Origin of the sequence: Amycolatopsis eburnea (genome assembly GCF_003937945.1) — a bacterium.
In the GTDB taxonomy this organism is placed as follows: Bacteria; Actinomycetota; Actinomycetes; order Mycobacteriales; family Pseudonocardiaceae; genus Amycolatopsis; species Amycolatopsis eburnea.
On sequence record NZ_RSEC01000033.1, the window covers coordinates 98,680 to 115,710 of the forward strand.

The window sequence follows — 17,031 nt, forward strand, 5'->3', positions numbered from 1 at the left end:
GGCGGGTATCAGCCCGGGAAATCACCGACGCCCTTCTCGACCAGGTCGAACGCCTCGTCGATGAACGCCACCTGCTCCCGCCGCACCACCTCGGCGTCCTCCCCCGCGATGATCCGGCCCATCGCGTGCGAAAAGATCGTCGCGATCGCCGTCGTCAGCAGCCCCGCCACCATCCGGGACCGGAACGCGTCGGCCGTCTCCGACACCAACACCGAAGTGAACGCCTCGGCGATCTCCCGCTCCTGCTCGTACCACCGCGCCATCAGCGCCGGGCTCGACGTCAGCACCCACCAGAACCCCGGGCCGCCCGCGATGGCGCCGGACAGCGGATGACCCGCGGCCAGCAGTGAGTGCTGGTGCTCCCGCAACGCCGCACACGGGGACACCCCCGCCGGCCGCGAGGTGATCACCGACGTCAGCTCCGCCAGGCGATCGGCGTGGCGGTCCAGGAACAGGTCCTCCTTGCGGGGGAAGTAGTTGAACACCGTCATCTTCGAGACGCCCGCGGCCTCCGCGATCTCCGCCACCGTCACCTGGTCGAAGCCGCGCTCGATGAAGAGGCCGGTGGCCACGTTCGAGATGAGCTGGCGTGTTGCCCGCTTCTTGCGCTCGCGCAGTCCGTGATCCGCCATGAGCCGAGAGTATAGACCCGGCACAAAGTTTGACTCGGTAAAAGTTTCGGGGCATCATCGGAGCCATGAACAGGGATGTGGTGATCTCCGGGGGCGGACCGGTCGGCTTGATGCTGGCCTGTGAACTGCGGCTGGCGGGCGTGGACGTGCTCGTCGTCGAACGGCTGCCCGAGCCGGATCTGACGATCAAGGCCGGGTCGGTCAACATGACGACCGCCGAGGCCTTCTACCGGCGGGGGCTGCTGCCCGCCATGGACGAGAACGTGCGGCAGAACGCCGCGCGGATCGAGGAGTTCCTCAAGTCGCGGGGCGGGGGCGGGCCGAAGCCGGCGATGCCCGTGGGGCACTTCGCGGGCATCATGGTCGCCTCGAACGGGGTCGACTTCGCCGATCCCGACTTCCGGGACGTCGGGCCCGCGTCGCGCGTCGTCGTCATCCAGCAGCAGGCCGTCGAGGCGATCCTCGCCGCGCGCGCCCTCGAACTCGGGGTCGAGATCCGGCGCGGTGCCGAGCTGACCGGGTTCGAGGCCGACGACGACGGCGTCACGGTGCACCTGGGCGATGACCGGGTGCGCGCGAGCTGGCTCGTCGGGTGCGACGGGGGTCGCAGCCCGGTCCGGAAGCTGGCCGGGTTCGAGTTCCCCGGGACCGATCCCGCCGTCACCGGGCGGCAGGCGATGGCCGAGCTCAGCGGGGCCGACAAGCTGCCCGGGGGCTGGCAGCACGGCACCGGCGGGCTCTACGTCCACGGCCCGATGCCCGGGCGGATGCTCACCGTCGAGTTCGACGGGCCGCCCGCGGACCGGGACACCCCGGTCACCGCGCAGGAGCTCGAAGACAGCTTCCGGCGGGTGTCCGGCGCCGACGTGCGGGTGCTCAAGGTGCACAGCGCGACGCGCTTCACCGACAACGCGCGCCAGGCGAGCACCTACCGCCTGGGCCGGGTGCTGCTGGCCGGCGACGCCGCGCACGTCCACTCCCCCTTCGGCGGGCAGGGGCTGAACCTGGGCATCGGCGACGCCGTCAACCTCGGCTGGAAGCTCGCCGCGACCATCCAGGGCTGGGCGTCCGAAGGCCTGCTCGACACCTACACCACCGAGCGCCACCCGATCGGCGAGTGGGTGCTCGAGTGGACGCGGGCGCAGGTCGCGCTGATGCGCAGCGACGTCCGGACGAAGGCGCTGCGCCAGGTCGTCGGCGAGCTGCTGCGCACCGACGACGGCGCGACCTACCTGGCCAAGAAGCTCTCCGGGGTCCTGCACCGGTACCCGCTCGACGGCGACCACGACCTCACCGGCCGCGGCGCGCCGGACTTCGCCTTCGCCGACGGGACCCGCCTCGGCGAGCACCTCCAGGACGGCAAGGCACTCCTGCTCGACCTCGCCGACGACGCCGGGCTGCGGCAGGCGGCGGCCGGCTGGGGCGGGCGCGTCAACGTGCTCACCGCGAAGAGCGCCGACGACTCGAGCATCACCGGGGTGCTGATCCGGCCGGACGGGTTCATCGCCTGGGCGAGCGAGGACGGCGGGACCGCCGGGCTGGACGCCGCGCTGCGACGGTGGTTCGGCGAGCCGGCGTGACGTCGGGGGCGCGCCGGGGCACCTCCGGCGCGCCCGCGACAATGGGGCGGTGTACCCGCCGATCGAGCCCTACGACCACGGCCTCCTCGACGTCGGCGACGGGCACCGCGTCTACTGGGAGACCTGCGGGAACCCGGCCGGGAAACCCGCGCTGGTGCTGCACGGCGGGCCCGGCCAGGGCTGCGCGCCGGGGATGCGGCGGATGTTCGACCCGGCGCGCTACCGCGTCGTGCTGGTCGACCAGCGCGGGTGCGGCCGGAGCCTGCCGCACGCGAGCGACCCGGCGACGAGCCTGCGGCACAACACCACCGGCCACCTCGTCGCCGACCTCGAACGGCTGCGGGCGCACCTGGGCGTCGAGCGCTGGCTGGTGACCGGTGGTTCGTGGGGCGCGACGCTCGCGCTGGTGTACGCCGAACGCTTCCCGCACCGGGTGTCGGAGATCGTCCTCAGCGCGATCAGCACGACGCGGCGCTCGGAGATCGACTGGCTCTACCGCGGGGCCGGCCGGTTCTTCCCCGAGGCGTGGCAGCGGTTCCGCGACGGCGCCGGGGACGACGACGTCGTGCGCGCATACGCCCGGCTGGTCAACGACCCCGGCGAGCGGGACCGCGCCGCCCGGGCGTGGATCGCCTGGGAGGAAACGGTGCTGTCCCTCGAACCCGGCGCCGAAGTCCACAGTGGACCGCTCGACGACGCCGCGCTCGCGTTCGTCCGGCTCACAACGCACTACTACGCGAACGCCGGCTGGCTCGACGAAGGCGCCGTGCTCCGCGATGCCGGACGGCTGGCCGGCATCCCCGGCGTGCTGATCCACGGCCGCCTCGACCTCAGCTGCCCGGTGACGACGGCGTGGGAGCTCGCGCGGGCCTGGCCGGGCGCCGAACTGCTCGTCGACGACCGGTCCGGGCACCGCGCGAGCGACGTCAAGCGCGCGTGGAAGCTGGCGGCACTGGACCGCTTCGCGCGCTAACCCTCCGCGGCCAGCTGCACGGCGACGTCGATGATCATGTCCTCCTGCCCGCCGACCAGCGCCAGCTCGCCGCAGCGGCGCAGGATGGCCTGCGCCGGGACGCCGTAGCGCTCCGCCGCGCGCTCGGCGTGCAGCAGGAAGCTCGAATAGACCCCCGCCCAGCCCTGGACGATCGCGTTGCGGTCCATCTTCGGCCAGCGGTGCAGGTACGGGCGGACGACCTCCTCGGCCGCGTCGAGCAGGGCGCCGACGTCGAGGCCGGTGTCGATCTGCAGGCGGTCGAACACCGCCGCGAGCACCTCCGTCGGCGAGTTGCCCGCGCCCGCGCCGAGCGCGCACAGCGAGCCGTCGATGTAGCGGACGCCGGCTTCGTGGGCCAGCACCGAATTCGCGACGCCGAGCGAGAGGTTCTGGTGGCCGTGGTAGCCGATCCACGCCGTGTCGCCGACCTCCGCGACCAGCGCCTCGAACCGGTCGCGGGCTTCGTGCATCAGCAGCGCGCCCGCCGAGTCCGTCACGTACGCCGCCTGGCAGCCCGCGTCCACCATGATCCGGGCCTGCTTCGCCAGGTCTTCGGGCGGCGTCCGGTGCGCCATCATCAGGAACCCGGCCGTTTCCATGCCGAGTTCGCGCGCCAGGCCGAAGTGCTGCGGCGAGACGTCGGCCTCGGTGCAGTGGGTCGCCACCCGCACCATCTCCGCGCCCGCGTCGAACGCGCGCTGGAGGTCCTCCGCCGTGCCGATGCCGGGCACGAGCAGCACGGCGATCTTCGCCTGCTTCGCTTCTTCACGCGCCGCCGCGATGAGGCGAAGCTCGTCGACGGCGGAAAAGCCGTAGGTGAACGACGAGCCGCCGAGACCGTCGCCGTGGGTCACCTCGATCACCTCGACGCCCGCGCGGTCCAGCGCGCGCACGGTGTCGCGCACCTGCTGCTCGGTGAAGCGGTGGGCCATCGCGTGACTGCCGTCGCGCAACGTCGTGTCGACGATCCGGACGTCGTGCTTCAGTTCCGGGCGGGTCATGCGGGCACCTCCTGCTTCGCGCGCGCCATCAGCTCGCCGACGCGCGCGGCCGCGGCGGTCATGATGTCCAGGTTCCCGGCGTACTCCGGGAGGTAGTCGCCGTTGCCGCGGACTTCGAGGAAGATGCCGACGCGTGCGTGGCCGTCCCAGTCCTCCCGCGCGTCGTCGAACTGCGGATCCGCGCGCAGGGTGTAGCCGGGGACGTACTGCTGGACTTCGGCGACCATTTCGTGGATGGACGCGGTGATCGCGTCGCGGTCGGCGTCGAGGCCGATCGCGCAGAACACCGTGTCCCGCATGATCATCGGCGGCTCGACCGGGTTGAGGATGATGATCGCCTTGCCGCGCCCGGCCCCGCCGATCTCGGCCACCGCCTGCGACGTCGTGCGCGTGAACTCGTCGATGTTCGCCCGGGTGCCGGGACCCGCGCCGCGCGACGCCACCGAGGCGACGATCTCCGCGTACGGCACCGGCGTCACGCGGGAAACGGCGTGCACCATGGGAATCGTGGCCTGGCCGCCGCACGTGATCATCGAGACGTTCGGGGCGTCGAGGTGGGCGCCGAGGTTGACCGGCGGGCACACCATCGGGCCGAGGTGCGCCGGGGTGAGGTCGATCGCCTGGATGCCCGCCGCCTCGTAGCGCGGGGCGTTCGCGGCGTGCGCCTTCGCCGACGTCGCCTCGAACACCAGCTCGGGCACCGGGTCCTGGCGCAGCAGCCAGTCGACGCCTTCCGCGGACGCCGCGATCCCCTGCGCTCGCGCGCGTTCGAGGCCGTCGGACTCGACCACGCCGACCACGTAACCGACTTCGATCACTTCACTGCGTCGCAGCTTCGCCAGCAAATCGGTGCCGATGTTGCCGGGGCCGACGATCGCCGCCATCACGGGAGCCATGTCCCGACCGTCGCACCGGACTCGGCGGCCGGGACAGCCTTGCGTTCCGGCGAGCGGAACACCCGGACCGGAACCGCGAGCGCGGCGAGGACGGCGGCCACCCCGCCCCAGGTCATCACGGCCGGCACCGACACCGCGTCCACCACGAACCCACCGGCCAGCGCGCCCGCGGAGATCGTGGCCTGGAACGACGCCGTGAACAGGACGGTCGCGGCCTCCGGCGCGTCCGGCGCCTCGCGGGCGAACCACCGCTGTGAACAGACCGGCACCGCGCCGTACGCCACGCCCCACACCCCGAGCACCGCGAGCGCGCCCGCCGCGCCGGCGTGCGGCAGGACGAACACCGACGCCGCGATCGCCGCCGCCGCGACGGCGAAGGCCGCACCGGGACGGCGGCTCGCGCCCGCCAGGAACGTCCCGGCGATCCCCGCCACGCCGTAGGTGAGCAAGTACGCGCTGAGCAGGCCCGGCCGGACGACGTCGCGCAGCAGCGGCGTGAGGTAGGTGTAAGTGCCGAAGTGGGCCAGCACGACGAGGAACGTCACGATCAGTCCACTTCGGACACCGTGGCGGCGCAGGAGTCCGAACAGGACACCCGGCCGCGTGCTCTCCTCCGGCGGCAGGGAAGGCGTGAAGGCCAGCAACGCGGCCGCCGTGCCGAGGCTCAGCAGGCCGAGCAGGAGGAACGCCGTCCGCCAGCCCGCGAGCTGCCCGACGAGGGTGCCGAGCGGCACGCCCAGCACCGAGCCCAGCGGCACCGCGGAGAAGATCACCGCCGTCGCCCGCGCGACGGCGGCCGGCGCCACGAGCCGGGGAGCCAAGCCGGCGCCCACCGACCAGAACCCGCCGATGACCAGGCCGACCAGGAACCGCGCGACCAGCAGCACCCAGTACGCGGGCGCGGCCGCGGCGAGGAACCCGGCGACGGCGAGCAGCACCATCAGCGCGGCCAGGACCAGCCGCCGGTCGGCGCGTCCGATCGCGACGGTGACGACCGGCGCGGCGACCGCGGCGACGAGCCCGGGCACCGTCATCGTCCAGCCCGCGGTGCCTGCCGAGACGCCGAACGCGGCCGCGATCGGCGTCAGCAGGCCGATCGGCAGGATTTCGGTGGTGACGATGGCGAAGATGCCGACGGTCACGGCCAGGACCGCGGCCCGGTGCGAAGAGTTCATGCGGCCAGTAGATCGACATCGGTGCGCGCGGGCTGGCAGGTTCGCGACAGCTCGGGGTCACGGCGGATTCCCGCCGGTTTGAGCATCACCCGATCGGGGCAGATCCGGGGTACAGGTCGATCAAGGAGGTTCGATGGCCGAACGGCGTTGGCACTTCATCCCGACCACCGCCCCGTTGTGCTGGCTCTACCTGGGAGTGGGCGCGATTCTGCTCGTCTCCAGCGTCCTCACGCTCACCAGAGCGGAGACGGGCGCGCCCGTCCTGACGGTGATCGCCGCGGTGGCGGCCGTCGCGTTGATCGTCGTGGCCGCGATCGGCCTGGCACGGCCCCGCCTGCGCGGGCGCTGACTCAGCGCGGGCGCCGCTTGGTGGTGGTGCGGCGCGGGGTGGTCGTCTTCTTCGTGGTGGCTGTGGGCGGGTGCGCCCGCGTCTGCGTCGACGTCGGCGTCGTGGTAGTCACCGGGGACTCCGTGGTCGCGGGCAGGCTCGTGGTCGGCGGCGTCGCCGTGGTGGTCTGCGGGATCAGCCGACCGGTGCCCGATCCGCCGCCGGCACAGGCGGCGAGCAGCACAACCGCACCCAGGACGACTCCGCAGCACCAAATCCGCACCACCGGACGTTAACAGCGCGGCGCGCGGGAAACCGGCGAACCGCGCTTTTCGCGCGATCGCATGATCAGCGCCGCGACGTGGTACACGCACGCCTCTTCGCCGTGGTTCGCGTACGAATGCGGTTCGTCGGCGGGGAAGTACAGCGAGTCGCCCGCGTCCAGGACGTACTCCGTCTCGCCGACGCCCAAGTGCAGTACGCCGGATTCGACGACGACGAACTCGTGGGACCCCGGCGCGTAGGCGGGGAACACACCCGCGTCGCAGTGCGGCGGCAGGGTGGTGCGGATCCACTCGAAGTTGACGCCGGGGACGACCGGGGTGAGCACCGTGCGGTGCCAGCCGCCCGGCTCGGCGACGTGCTCCTGCTCGGCGGCGCGGCGGACGATCACGCGGTCGGTTTCGAGGTCGGCCAGCAGCCGGGACAGCGAGAGGCGGAGGCCGTCGGCGATCCGCGACAGCACCACGACCGTCGGCGTCTTCTCGCCGCGCTCGATGGCCGACAGCATGCTGACGCTGACCCCCGCCGTCCCGGCCAGCGCGCTCAGCGACAGCCCGCGGTCGGCGCGGAGTTCGTGCAGCCGGCGGCCGAGTGCCTCGGGATCAATCATTCCTCTATGATAGCGATCATGTCCACTATAGAGGAAGCAACGGTCGCCGACGCCGAAGGCATCGCCGCCGTCTTCGCGCCGTACGCGGCCAGCTCCGTCGTCACGTTCGAGACCACGCCGCCCACCGCGGACCAGTGGCGCGCGAAGATCCGCGAGAGCCGGTGGCCCTTCCTCGTGCTCGCCGACGAAGGCGAGGTCCTCGGCTACGCGCTGGCCGCGCCGTGGCGCCCGAAGCCGGCGTACCGGTATTCGGTGGAGACGACGATCTACCTCGCGCCGGGCGCCACCGGCCGCGGCCACGGGCGCCGGCTGCTCGACGAACTGCTGAAGCGGTGCGGCGAAGCCGGGGCGCGGCAGGCGATCGCGGTGATCGTCGACTCCGGCAGCCCGGCGTCGCGGAACCTCCACCTCGCGGCCGGCTTCACCGACGCGGGCGTGCTGCGGCGCGTCGGGTTCAAGCAGGACCGCTGGCTCGACACCCTGCTGATGCAGCGCGAGCTGGGCTAACGGGACTTCGCCCGCAGGTGGAGCCGCTCCCCCTGCTTGCCGAACAGGCTGAGGATCTCCGCCGGCCGGTCTACCGCGCCGAACCAGTGCGGCAAGCGCGTGTCGAACTCCGCCGCCTCGCCCGAGCCCAGGACCATGTCGCGGTCGGCCAAGACCAGCCGCAACCGTCCCGAAAGGACGTACAGCCACTCGTAGCCCTCGTGGACCTGGGGATCGGGCTCGCCCGTCTCCGGTTCCAGGATCATCTTGAACGCCTGGGGCGCGCCGGGCTGGCGGGTCAGCGGCAGGACGGTCATCGCCGCGCCGTTGTGGCGCGGGATGCGGCGGGCGGTGAGGCGGACGCGGGGGTCGCCGACCTCCGGGGCCCCCACCAGCTCGTCGAGCGGGACCTGGTGGGCCTGCGCGATCGGCAGCAGCAGCTCCAGGCTCGGCTTCCGCTGGCCGGACTCCAGCCGGGACAGCGTGCTCTTCGAAATGCCCGTCGCCGTCGAGAGGTCGGCCAGCGTGACCCGCCGCTGGGTGCGGACCCGCTTGAGCCGGGGGCCGACCTCGGCCAGTGCCTGGGTGATCGCGTCGGTCATGCCTCCAGGAAACCCGCTTGTCCCGGAAACGGCAACATTAGTTGTCGGATTCGCGAGTCCGGGTTCATCGTGGCGCCATGACCGAAAACAGCTATGACGTCCTGGTGGTGGGTGGCGGGGCGGCCGGCCTGAACGCCGCCCTGATGCTGGGCCGCGCGCGGCGGCGGGTCGCCGTCGTCGACGCCCGGGCCCCGCGCAACGCCCCGGCCGAGCACATGCACGGCTTCCTTTCGCGGGACGGCCTGCCGCCGTCCGACCTGCTCGAGATCGGCCGTGCGGAACTCGCCGGCTACGGCGTCGACGTCCTCGAAGACAGCGTCACGCGGCTCGAGCCCGGCTTCACCGCCCGGCTCGCGAGCGGACGGGAGCTGACCGCCCGGCGCGTCCTGGTCGCCACCGGCGTCCACGACGACCTGCCGGACCTGCCCGGGTTGCGGGAAAGCTGGGGCACCGACGCGGTGACCTGCCCGTACTGCCACGGCTACGAGGTGCGCGACCAGCCGCTCGGCGTGCTCGGCACCGAACCGATGAGCGTCGAGCACGCGCTGCTGGTGCGCCAGTGGTCCCCCGACGTCGTCTACTTCGCCCACACCGCGCCACCGTCCGAAGCGGACCGCGAACGGCTCGACGCGCGCGGGATCCGGGTCGTCGACGGCGTCGTCACCGCGGTGCGGCGCGAAGGCGGGCGGCTCACCGGGATCGAGCTGGGCGACCGGTTCGTCGCGCGGACGGCGCTGTTCCTCCGCACCCGGACCGTCCCGCACGACGAGCTGCTGCGCGGGCTCGGCTACGTCGAAGGCGCGGTCGATCCCAGCGGGAAGACCAGTGTGCCGGGCGTGTGGGCGGCGGGGAACGTCGTGGACGCGCGGGCGACGGTGATCATCGCCGCGGCCCAGGGCGCGGCCGCCGCGGGCGCGCTCAACCACGACCTCGTCACCGAGGACGTCGAGCGGGCTGTCGGAGCGTACGGCGGCTTCTCCCCCGCCGCGGAACGCGCCGCCGCCGGGGCGCGCTAGCTTCCGGGGGCGTCGCGTGCCAGGCTCGGCGGGTGCGTCCCACGCTGTACGAATTCGCCGGCGGCGACCCCGCGTTCCGCGCGCTGGCCGCCGCCCACCACGAGCGCTGCCTGGCCGACCCGGAGCTGAACCACCCGTTCTCGCACCCCGGGCAGCACCCGAAGCACGTCGAACGGCTGGCTCAGTACTGGGCCGAGGTCATGGGCGGGCCGCCGCGGTTCTCGCAGGAGTGCAGCGATCACTCCGCGATGCTGCGGATGCACGCCGGCAACGGCGACATGAGCGACCTCGGCCGCCGGTTCGTCAGCTGCTTCGTCCAGGCCGCGGACGACGCCGGCCTGCCCGCCGATCCGGAGTTCCGCGCCGCGCTGCGGGCCTACATGGAGTGGGCGGTGGCCGAGGTGCTCGCCTACCCCGGCCCGGCCGACGACGTCCCCGCCGAGCTGCCGATGCCGCACTGGTCGTGGAACGGGTTGCAGTCCCCGCGCTGATCCGGCCAAAAGCAGGCCGCCCCCGAGCGGCACGCAACCGTCGCACGAGAGCTGTTCGGCCGTGGCTGTGGCCGGATCAGTGCGAACGGCACTGTAACGCTGCCGGCCGCCGCCGCGTCTTGCAGGCGACGACCGGCTGTGGAGGTCCGTCGCCAGAGCCCGGTCCGGGCGGGTTCCCCCACCCACCCGGACCGGGCTCGTCCACGTCGTCCGAAACCCGCGAGCACCGTGCGCGGGCCCGGGCCAGACTGGCGGCCATGCTCCTGGACCGGTACCTGCTCGCCAGCAACGGTTTCGAACACCACCTCCGCGCGGTGGCGGCCGGCGGCTGGGACGCGCCGACCCCGTGCCCCGAGTGGGACGTGCGCGCGCTGGTGAACCACATGACCCGCGGCAACCTCAGCTACGTCGGGCTCCTCGGCGGCGCCGGCCGCGACGAGTTCCTGGCCGCCCGCGACGCCGACGCGCTCGGGGACGACCCTGTCACGGCGTTCACCGCGTCGGTGCGGGCGTGCGCGGAAGCGTTCTCCGAGGCGGGCGCGCTGGACCGGGTCGTCGACTACCCGCTGGGCGAGCTGACCGGGCGGCGGGCACTGGCGGTCCGCACGGCCGACAGCACCGTGCACACCTGGGACCTCGCCCGCGCCCTCGGCCGCGACGAAACGCTCGACCCCGGTCTCGTCGCGTGGCTCGACGACGACCACGACGCCATCTTCGCCGGGCTCGACCTGAACCCGCGGGTCTTCGCCGCGCCGCTGCCCGGGGAGTCCGGCGACGCGCGCCAGGACCGGGTGCTCAGGCGGTTCGGCCGGGATCCGCGCAGCCCAGCCGGGCGGCCAGCTCGGTGAGCGCCCCGCCCAGCGGCCGGTCGACCCGGACGGACGCGTAGCGGTCACCGCGCGTTTCGCCACGGTTGACGATCACCACCGGCTTGCCCGCCTTCGCCGCGTGGCGGACGAACCGGAGACCGGACATCACCGTCAGGGACGAGCCGAGCACCAGCAGCGCGTCGGCGGCGTCAACCAGGCGATAGCACTGCTCGACGCGCGGGCGCGGGACGTTCTCGCCGAAGAACACCACGTCCGGCTTGAGCACCCCGGAAACGCAGTCCGCGCACGGCACGGTCGTGAAACGGCGGACGACGTCGTCGGGCAGTTCGACGTCGCCGTCGGGGTTGATGCGGGTGGCCGCGCCGTCGAACGCGGCGTTCGCCGCCCGGAGCCGGCGGTCCAGCTCCGCGCGCGGGCTCGTGCGGCGGCAATCGAGGCAGATCACGCGGTCGAGGCTGCCGTGCAGTTCGATCGCGTCCGCCGTGCCCGCCGCCTGGTGCAGGCCGTCGACGTTCTGCGTGATAACGCCGTCGACGTACCCGCCTTCGTACAGGGCCGTCACCGCACGGTGGCCGTCGTTGGGGTCGGCGCGGGCGATCGTGCGCCAGCCGAGGTGGCTGCGCGCCCAGTACCGCTGCCGTCCCTCGGCGCTGGTGACGAACTCGTCGTAGGTCATCGGCGTGTGGCGGCGCAGGCTGCCGGTTTCGCCGCGGTAGTCGGGGATCCCGGACTCGGTGGACAGCCCGGCGCCGCTCAGCACGGCGACGCGGCCGCGCGCGACGACGTCGGTCAGCTCGTCGAGGCTGGACGTCCGCGGCAGCGGCGCGTCCGCCGACGTCCAGGAGAGGGTGGGGCGGGTCCGCACTAAGCCAGGGTACGTGGCCCGGCGAGGTGCTTCTCGAACCAGTGATCGGCGTAGTGCTCGTCGTTGAACGCCGGAACCTCCCGGTAGCCGGCCGCGCGGTAGAGCCCGATCGCCTCGGCGAGCGCGCGGTTGGTCTCCAGCCGCAGCGTCCGGACGCCGTGCGCGGCGGCGTGCGCCTCCAGCTCGGCGAGCAGCCGCCGGCCCAGCCCGAGGCCGCGCGCCGACGGCGCCACCCACATCCGCTTGACCTCGGCCGGCGCGTCGCCGTGGAACTTCAGCGCACCGCACCCGACCGGTTCGGCGTGCAGCGTGGCGACCAGCAGCACGCCGGACGGCGGCGTCATCTCGGCGTCGGCGGCAGGGATGCTGAGCTCGGGGTCGAACCCGCCGTCGAACCGCTCGGCCAGCTCGGCGAAGTAGGCACGCAGGCAGAACCGGGCCGCGGGCCGCACCGGCGGGCACACCCCGACCTCGACGGCCGACGCCGTCAGCAGCCGCTCGACCTCGCCCATCGCGGCCACAAGCCGGGCCCGCTGTCCGCCGGACAGCGGCCCGAGGATCGCCGCGGCCGCGTCGTCGGACAGCCGGTCGAGGACGGCGCGTTCGGCCACCCCGGCCTCGGTCAGCCGAGCGGTCCGCACCCGCCCATCGCCGTCACTCGGCTCGACCCGCACCAGGCCGTCGTGTTCGAGCCCGCGCAGCAGCCGGCTCAGGTAGCCGGAGTCGAGGTCGAGCCGTTCGCGCAGTTCACGCACGTCCAGGCCGGCCGCGCCGATCTCCCACAGCACCCGCGCCTGGCCGAGCGGCCGGTCCCGGGCGAGGAAGGCGTCGTCGAGCGCGCCGATCCGCTGGGTGACCGTGCGGTTGAACCGCCGGACGCCGTCGATCAGCTCCCGATCCATTCCCTGACTATAGTCAGCGATCAGGCGTCGTCCCAGACGGAGCCGGCGTCCACAAAGGACTTCAGGAGGCCGGTCAGCCGGGCGTCGCCGCGGCCGTTCAGCTCGTCGGAGGCGATGCGGCGGGCGACGCCGGCGAGGAAGTCGGCGATCTGGACCCGGGCGTCGGCGCGGGAGTCGACGAACCGGACGCCGGCCAGCCGGGGGCCGAGGGTGGCCTTGAGCTGGAGCACGCGTTCGGGGGTGAGCGCGAGCTGCTCGTCGTGGACCAGGGCGACCGGGGTGCCGTCCGCACTCCAGTGGCGGACCGTGTGGATCACCGCGGGCACCAGCGGGTCCAGCACCGGCACCAGACCCGGGTCGCTCGCCAGCCGGGCGCGGTAGGCGGCCACGCGCTCACGGCCGCCGCGGAAGCGGGCGACGATCCCGCCGACTTCGCCCGGGGTCGCGGCGAGGTCGTCGACCAGCGCGAAGAACCGCTCCGGCGACGTCGTCACGCCGCGCCGGGGGTTGAGCCGCAGGACGCTGGTGAACGCGGTCAGGAAGTACTCCCAGCGTTCGGCGCCGAACGCCGTGGGGCCCGCGCGGTAGAGGGTGCGGGCCAGGTCGCTCGTGCCCGGTCCGGCCAGAAGTTCGACCGCGGCCCGGACGGCGAAGAGCGTCTTGTCGGTCAGGTGCACGTGGCCGCGGCCCGCGAGCGGGCCACCGGGGTCGAGCAGCCACTCGAGGACGGCGCGGTGCTTGGCGCGCAGCAGGTGGTTGGCCTTGTACTCCTCGGCCGGGGAGCCGATCCGCGCCCTGATCTCCCGCACGCACTCCGCGGCGGCGGCCGGGGTCAGCCGCACTCCCGCGTGGGCGAAGACGTCGGTTTCGCCGCCGAGCAGGTTTTCGCCCTCGGAGCCCGACTCGTCGCAGGCGATCTCGACCGGGCTCACCCGCCCGATGGTGCCAGAGCGAGCGCCCCGCGGCGACCGCTTTGCCCGGGTCACGGTTGAGCCACGGCGGCTAACGACCACGGCGGGTGCGGTGACTCGCGAAGAACAGGAGGTTCCCGGGAGGCGCGATGGCCAAGAACGACCGCCCGGCCCGGCTCGCACTCACCGCGGCCGTGGTCGCGTTGCTGCTCGGCGGGACGGGAACCCTGGTGCAGCAACGGTTTCCGGCGCGTCCGGGCGGGACGGTCGCCGGCATCGAGGTCACCGGCGCGCCCGCGGTGGTGCGCCCGGCCCCGGAACCGGGTGTGGCGACGCCGTTGACGCACCGGGCTGGTGGCGGAGCGGACATCGGGTTCACCGGGGGTGCGCCGCGGGTGCGGATCGCGGCGCCGGCACCGCCACCGGGATTCGCGGCGGTCGTCATCACGGCGGAGGGCACCCGGCTGCTGCCGGCCGCGTACGACACTGCTACGCGGAGCATCGTGGCGGACTTGCCGCGGCCGGGGCGGTTCTGGGGTGGGGTGCTTGACCTCGCGGCGCTTGGTCGCGATGTGGTGCCGGGTTTGGTGGCGCGGCCGGAGTGTGCGGGGCGTGCGGCGAGTTTTGGTGGGGTGACTGTCGCCGCGGGCTCGGTCGCGAGTTCGACCGGTCCCGGACACGCGGCCACCGGTCCCCGGCAGGCCGCCGGATCCGGCAGCGCACCCAGCGACGGCGGCAATGCGGCGATTTCCGGCGGCGTCGGGCACACCGTAAGTTCCGGCGGCTCGACAACCAAGCCCGCGCGTGCAGCCAGTCCTGACAACACCGCCAACGCCGTCCCCGGGCAGCCGCAACCTCCGGTGTGGGTCTGCGTGACCGCCAACGCCGGGCACGCGGGGATCACCCTGACCTCGAACGCGCGCGTTCCGTACCGGATCGCCGTCCCGCCGGGCTGGCCGGAATCCGGCGCGCGGACCAGGCCGCCGCAACCGCGGGATCTGCTGTGGCCGGGGACCACGGTCACCTACGAAGTCCCGTTCAACCACCTCCCGGCGACACTGCGCGGCCAAGCCGATCCCGGCGCCGCCCTCGGTGCCACGCTTGCCGCGGCGGCCCAGCGCGTCGCCGCGCTGTTCGGTGAGGCGGACCGGGCCGCGCCGGACGTCCTGACCTGCGCCGCCGCCGTCGCGAGTGCGCGCTATGCCGCGGACGCACCCGTGGCCGCCGGGGTCTGGGCGGCGCTCGGGCCGTGTCACCTCGACGGCGGCGAGACCGTGCGCTGGTTCCTCGCCGCCGGGATCGAGGACGTGGCCCGCGGGGCGGCCGCGGCGGGGCCCGCCTTCGACGTCCCGATCACGACCGGCCGCGCGCGGCAGTTCACCCCAACCGTCGAGTACCGGCCCAAGCCCGCGGCCGCGACGACTCGCGTGGCCGGGCGGTGCGACGCGGTGTCGGCGGTGTCCGGCCGTCACGACGCCTACCGGTGCGCCGGCGGCGGGACCACCTACGACCCGTGCTTCGCCGGGCCGGAGCCGCGGGTCGTCTGTCCGACGTCGGCGACCGGGGCGGTGCTGCTGACCTACGCCGATGGCCTGCCGTCGCCGCCGCAAGCCGGTGGGACGGCCGATCCCTTCCTGCTCGCGCTCGCGGACGGCGTGCAGTGCCTCGCCGTCGCGAGTGGCGGGTACGCGTGCGGGGACGGCGAGGCCCGTGACGTGGACACGTCGAGTCCGATGTGGATGGTTGACGGCCGGGTCGTCGTGAAGGCCTACACCTAGGCGAGGGTGATCTTGCCGCCGGTGACCGTGACCGCCTTCTTCGGCAGCGGCTGGGCCGCCGGGCCGTTGGCGACCGAGCCGTCGGCGATCTTGAACTTGCTGCCGTGGCACGGGCAGTCGATCGTGCCGTTCGCGACGGTGTCCACCGTGCAGCCCTGGTGGGTGCAGACGGCGGAGAAGGCCGCGAAGGTGCCGGCCACCGGCTGGGTCACCACCACCTGCCGGTCCGCGAACACCTTGCCGCCGCCGACGGGGATGTCGGCGGCCGCGCCGAGCGACGTGCCCCCAGGAGCCGCCGAGGGCGGCGGGGCCTGAGTGCCGCCGTAGGTACTGCAGCCGGCCACCAGGCCCGCGCCCAATACCGTCAGCGCCGTCCGGCGCGCCAGCACCGGGTCCGTGTCGTCGTCACGCACTTTCGTCCTCCGCCTAGAAGGTCAAGCCGGACTGGGTGAAGAACCACAGCGACGCGCTCAGCCACAGCCCGACCAGCCCGGTGAAGACCAGCCCGCCGAGCACCGGCAGCGCCCAGCCGGGCGCGCCGTCCTTGCGCAGTAGCAACATCTTCGCGACGAACACGCCGTAGAAGAAGCAGCCCAGCAGCGAATGCAGCAGCACGCGGGTGTCGAACGACTGGAACCCGAGCGCGTAGAGGCAGTGCAGCGCCACCGGGATCGACACGAGGAACGCGATCCGGCCCGACCAGCGGTGCACGGCGCCCATCCACGCAGGGGTCGCGCCGAGCTTGCCGTACAGCGAAAGCGCCGACAGCAGCTGGACGATCGCGAGCACGACGACCACCGTGGCCAGCCACGCCTTCACCGACTGCGGGCTGGAGAACCCGGCGACGTTCACCGCGACGCCGGTCGGCGTGTGCAGGCTGCCGTAGACGCCGAGCACCACCGCCACGACGGCGCCGGCGAACAGCGGGACCAGGAGCGCGACCGCGGTGCGGTGCCCGGCCGTGGTCATCCGAAGTCACCGGTCCCGGCCAGGCCGCTGATCGCCTCGGCGGGCACGGCGGCGCCGTCGACGGTCGCGGTGCCGCGGGCCGGGTCGAGCGGCGGGGCGGCCGTCGCGTCGTCGCCCGCGGCCAGGATGCCGACCTGGCTGCCGTCGGGCAGCACGATCCAGCCCGCCTTCGCCTGACGGCCCTTGACCTTCGGCGTCGCGCGGTAGAGCCCGGCGGGCTTCTTCGCCACCGGCGCGGTGAACTGCCACGTCCTTCCGGACGCGGTCACCGTGCCGGTGGCCGCCGTGGCGTCGAAACTCCCCGTCAGGGCGGCGTTCTTGGCGCCCTTCAGGTCCAGCTTCCCGCCGGTTGTCGCGCCTTGCAGCCACGCTTCGACCTTCTTGCCGTCGCAGAGGTAGGCGATGGCGTGGCCGTCGCGCACCGACACCGCGACCGATGCGCCACCGCCGGTCACCCGCCCGGCGTAGTCCGCCCGTGCGGGCGCCGCGGGCTTCGGCGCTTCCGACGTCGTCGCGGCCGGGGGCGGTGCGGTGCTGCTCGCGGCACCCGCCGCGCTCGCGGCCCCGGCGACCGGCGCGGCGCCGGTCCCGGTCGCCAGGTTGACGATCCCGATCCCGCCGGCGAGCGCGACGCCGGCGAGCAACGTGTACAACGGCCCCGGATGTTTCATGCTCTTCCCCGC

At 73.6% G+C, this 17,031-nt stretch carries 21 protein-coding genes; 8 read left to right on the forward strand and 13 right to left on the reverse strand.

What is annotated here, in order from left to right; translation table 11 throughout:
- Nucleotides 1-8: 8 nt before the first annotated feature.
- A complete protein-coding gene (locus EIY87_RS11095; RefSeq protein WP_125307612.1) occupies nt 9-632 on the reverse strand; it encodes a TetR/AcrR family transcriptional regulator in 624 nt (207 codons plus the stop codon).
- A gap of 65 nt (nt 633-697) precedes the next feature.
- Here EIY87_RS11095 and EIY87_RS11100 point away from each other — a divergent pair, with 65 nt between their 5' ends.
- The gene (locus EIY87_RS11100; RefSeq protein ID WP_125307613.1) at nt 698-2,212 is read left to right on the forward strand and encodes an FAD-dependent monooxygenase; all 1,515 of its coding nucleotides are present in this window, start codon (nt 698-700) and stop codon (nt 2,210-2,212) included.
- Nucleotides 2,213-2,261: 49 nt separating this feature from the next.
- On the forward strand, nt 2,262-3,185 hold the full coding sequence (gene pip, locus EIY87_RS11105; RefSeq protein WP_125307614.1) for a prolyl aminopeptidase: 924 nt from the start codon (nt 2,262-2,264) through the stop codon (nt 3,183-3,185).
- Here the strand turns inward: pip and dmpG are convergent.
- From dmpG to EIY87_RS11120, 3 genes are read right to left on the reverse strand one after another with little or no spacing between them, the layout of a single operon-like run.
- The gene (gene dmpG, locus EIY87_RS11110; protein WP_125307615.1) at nt 3,182-4,207 is read right to left on the reverse strand and encodes a 4-hydroxy-2-oxovalerate aldolase; all 1,026 of its coding nucleotides are present in this window, start codon (nt 4,205-4,207) and stop codon (nt 3,182-3,184) included. The genes pip and dmpG overlap by 4 nt on opposite strands.
- A complete protein-coding gene (locus tag EIY87_RS11115; protein ID WP_125307616.1) occupies nt 4,204-5,103 on the reverse strand; it encodes an acetaldehyde dehydrogenase (acetylating) in 900 nt (299 codons plus the stop codon). The genes dmpG and EIY87_RS11115 overlap by 4 nt, the downstream gene beginning before the upstream one ends.
- Nucleotides 5,091-6,278 (reverse strand): MFS transporter, encoded by a 1,188-nt coding sequence (locus EIY87_RS11120; RefSeq protein WP_125307617.1) that lies wholly within the window; start codon nt 6,276-6,278, stop codon nt 5,091-5,093. The genes EIY87_RS11115 and EIY87_RS11120 overlap by 13 nt, the downstream gene beginning before the upstream one ends.
- Before the next feature lie 133 nt (nt 6,279-6,411).
- Here EIY87_RS11120 and EIY87_RS11125 point away from each other — a divergent pair, with 133 nt between their 5' ends.
- Nucleotides 6,412-6,627 carry a hypothetical protein gene (locus EIY87_RS11125; protein WP_125307618.1) on the forward strand — a complete coding sequence of 72 codons (216 nt, stop codon included), beginning with the start codon at nt 6,412-6,414 and terminating at the stop codon, nt 6,625-6,627.
- Nucleotide 6,628: 1 nt separating this feature from the next.
- Here the strand turns inward: EIY87_RS11125 and EIY87_RS11130 are convergent, their stop codons facing one another.
- The gene (locus tag EIY87_RS11130) at nt 6,629-6,889 is read right to left on the reverse strand and encodes a hypothetical protein (protein WP_125307619.1); all 261 of its coding nucleotides are present in this window, start codon (nt 6,887-6,889) and stop codon (nt 6,629-6,631) included.
- A gap of 9 nt (nt 6,890-6,898) precedes the next feature.
- Nucleotides 6,899-7,498, reverse strand: coding sequence for a helix-turn-helix domain-containing protein (locus tag EIY87_RS11135; RefSeq protein ID WP_125307620.1), 600 nt, complete (start codon nt 7,496-7,498; stop codon nt 6,899-6,901).
- Between the two features lie 18 nt (nt 7,499-7,516).
- Between EIY87_RS11135 and EIY87_RS11140 the strand changes: the two genes are divergently transcribed.
- Nucleotides 7,517-8,005, forward strand: coding sequence for a GNAT family N-acetyltransferase (locus EIY87_RS11140; RefSeq protein ID WP_125307621.1), 489 nt, complete (start codon nt 7,517-7,519; stop codon nt 8,003-8,005).
- On the opposite strand, the gene EIY87_RS11145 is transcribed toward EIY87_RS11140, so the two are convergent.
- Nucleotides 8,002-8,586, reverse strand: coding sequence for a helix-turn-helix domain-containing protein (locus EIY87_RS11145; RefSeq protein WP_125307622.1), 585 nt, complete (start codon nt 8,584-8,586; stop codon nt 8,002-8,004). The two genes, EIY87_RS11140 and EIY87_RS11145, sit on opposite strands and share 4 nt — an antisense overlap.
- Nucleotides 8,587-8,663: 77 nt before the next feature.
- On the opposite strand from EIY87_RS11145, the gene EIY87_RS11150 reads away from it, so the two are divergent.
- The 3 genes from EIY87_RS11150 to EIY87_RS11160 all read left to right on the forward strand — a co-directional run bounded on the left by EIY87_RS11150 (nt 8,664) and on the right by EIY87_RS11160 (nt 10,941).
- Entirely contained in the window at nt 8,664-9,602 is a 939-nt protein-coding gene (locus EIY87_RS11150; protein ID WP_125307623.1) for an NAD(P)/FAD-dependent oxidoreductase, read from the forward strand.
- 32 nt (nt 9,603-9,634) lie between these two features.
- Entirely contained in the window at nt 9,635-10,093 is a 459-nt protein-coding gene (locus EIY87_RS11155; RefSeq protein WP_125307624.1) for a group II truncated hemoglobin, read from the forward strand.
- A gap of 257 nt (nt 10,094-10,350) precedes the next feature.
- Nucleotides 10,351-10,941: a TIGR03086 family metal-binding protein gene (locus tag EIY87_RS11160; protein ID WP_125307625.1), complete on the forward strand. Its 591-nt coding sequence runs from the start codon at nt 10,351-10,353 to the stop codon at nt 10,939-10,941.
- On the opposite strand, the gene EIY87_RS11165 is transcribed toward EIY87_RS11160, so the two are convergent.
- Genes EIY87_RS11165 through EIY87_RS47610 form a run of 3 tightly spaced genes read right to left on the reverse strand, consistent with a single transcriptional unit; the run spans nt 10,889 to nt 13,622 of the window.
- Nucleotides 10,889-11,788, reverse strand: coding sequence for an NAD-dependent protein deacetylase (locus EIY87_RS11165; RefSeq protein ID WP_125307626.1), 900 nt, complete (start codon nt 11,786-11,788; stop codon nt 10,889-10,891). The two genes, EIY87_RS11160 and EIY87_RS11165, sit on opposite strands and share 53 nt — an antisense overlap.
- Nucleotides 11,788-12,690 carry a MarR family winged helix-turn-helix transcriptional regulator gene (locus tag EIY87_RS11170; RefSeq protein WP_125307627.1) on the reverse strand — a complete coding sequence of 301 codons (903 nt, stop codon included), beginning with the start codon at nt 12,688-12,690 and terminating at the stop codon, nt 11,788-11,790. The genes EIY87_RS11165 and EIY87_RS11170 overlap by 1 nt, the downstream gene beginning before the upstream one ends.
- 20 nt (nt 12,691-12,710) lie before the next feature.
- Nucleotides 12,711-13,622 (reverse strand): DUF3800 domain-containing protein, encoded by a 912-nt coding sequence (locus EIY87_RS47610; protein WP_158641299.1) that lies wholly within the window; start codon nt 13,620-13,622, stop codon nt 12,711-12,713.
- Nucleotides 13,623-13,750: 128 nt separating this feature from the next.
- On the opposite strand from EIY87_RS47610, the gene EIY87_RS11180 reads away from it, so the two are divergent.
- The gene (locus EIY87_RS11180; protein WP_125307628.1) at nt 13,751-15,379 is read left to right on the forward strand and encodes a hypothetical protein; all 1,629 of its coding nucleotides are present in this window, start codon (nt 13,751-13,753) and stop codon (nt 15,377-15,379) included.
- Here EIY87_RS11180 and EIY87_RS11185 read toward each other — a convergent pair.
- From EIY87_RS11185 to EIY87_RS11195, 3 genes are read right to left on the reverse strand one after another with little or no spacing between them, the layout of a single operon-like run.
- Nucleotides 15,376-15,792, reverse strand: coding sequence for a Rieske (2Fe-2S) protein (locus EIY87_RS11185; protein WP_125307629.1), 417 nt, complete (start codon nt 15,790-15,792; stop codon nt 15,376-15,378). The genes EIY87_RS11180 and EIY87_RS11185 overlap by 4 nt on opposite strands.
- Nucleotides 15,793-15,805: 13 nt before the next feature.
- The gene (locus tag EIY87_RS11190; RefSeq protein WP_125307630.1) at nt 15,806-16,348 is read right to left on the reverse strand and encodes a DUF6529 family protein; all 543 of its coding nucleotides are present in this window, start codon (nt 16,346-16,348) and stop codon (nt 15,806-15,808) included.
- Nucleotides 16,345-17,019, reverse strand: coding sequence for a hypothetical protein (locus tag EIY87_RS11195; RefSeq protein WP_125307631.1), 675 nt, complete (start codon nt 17,017-17,019; stop codon nt 16,345-16,347). Before EIY87_RS11195 ends, EIY87_RS11190 begins: the two co-directional genes overlap by 4 nt.
- Between the last annotated feature and the right edge of the window lie 12 nt (nt 17,020-17,031).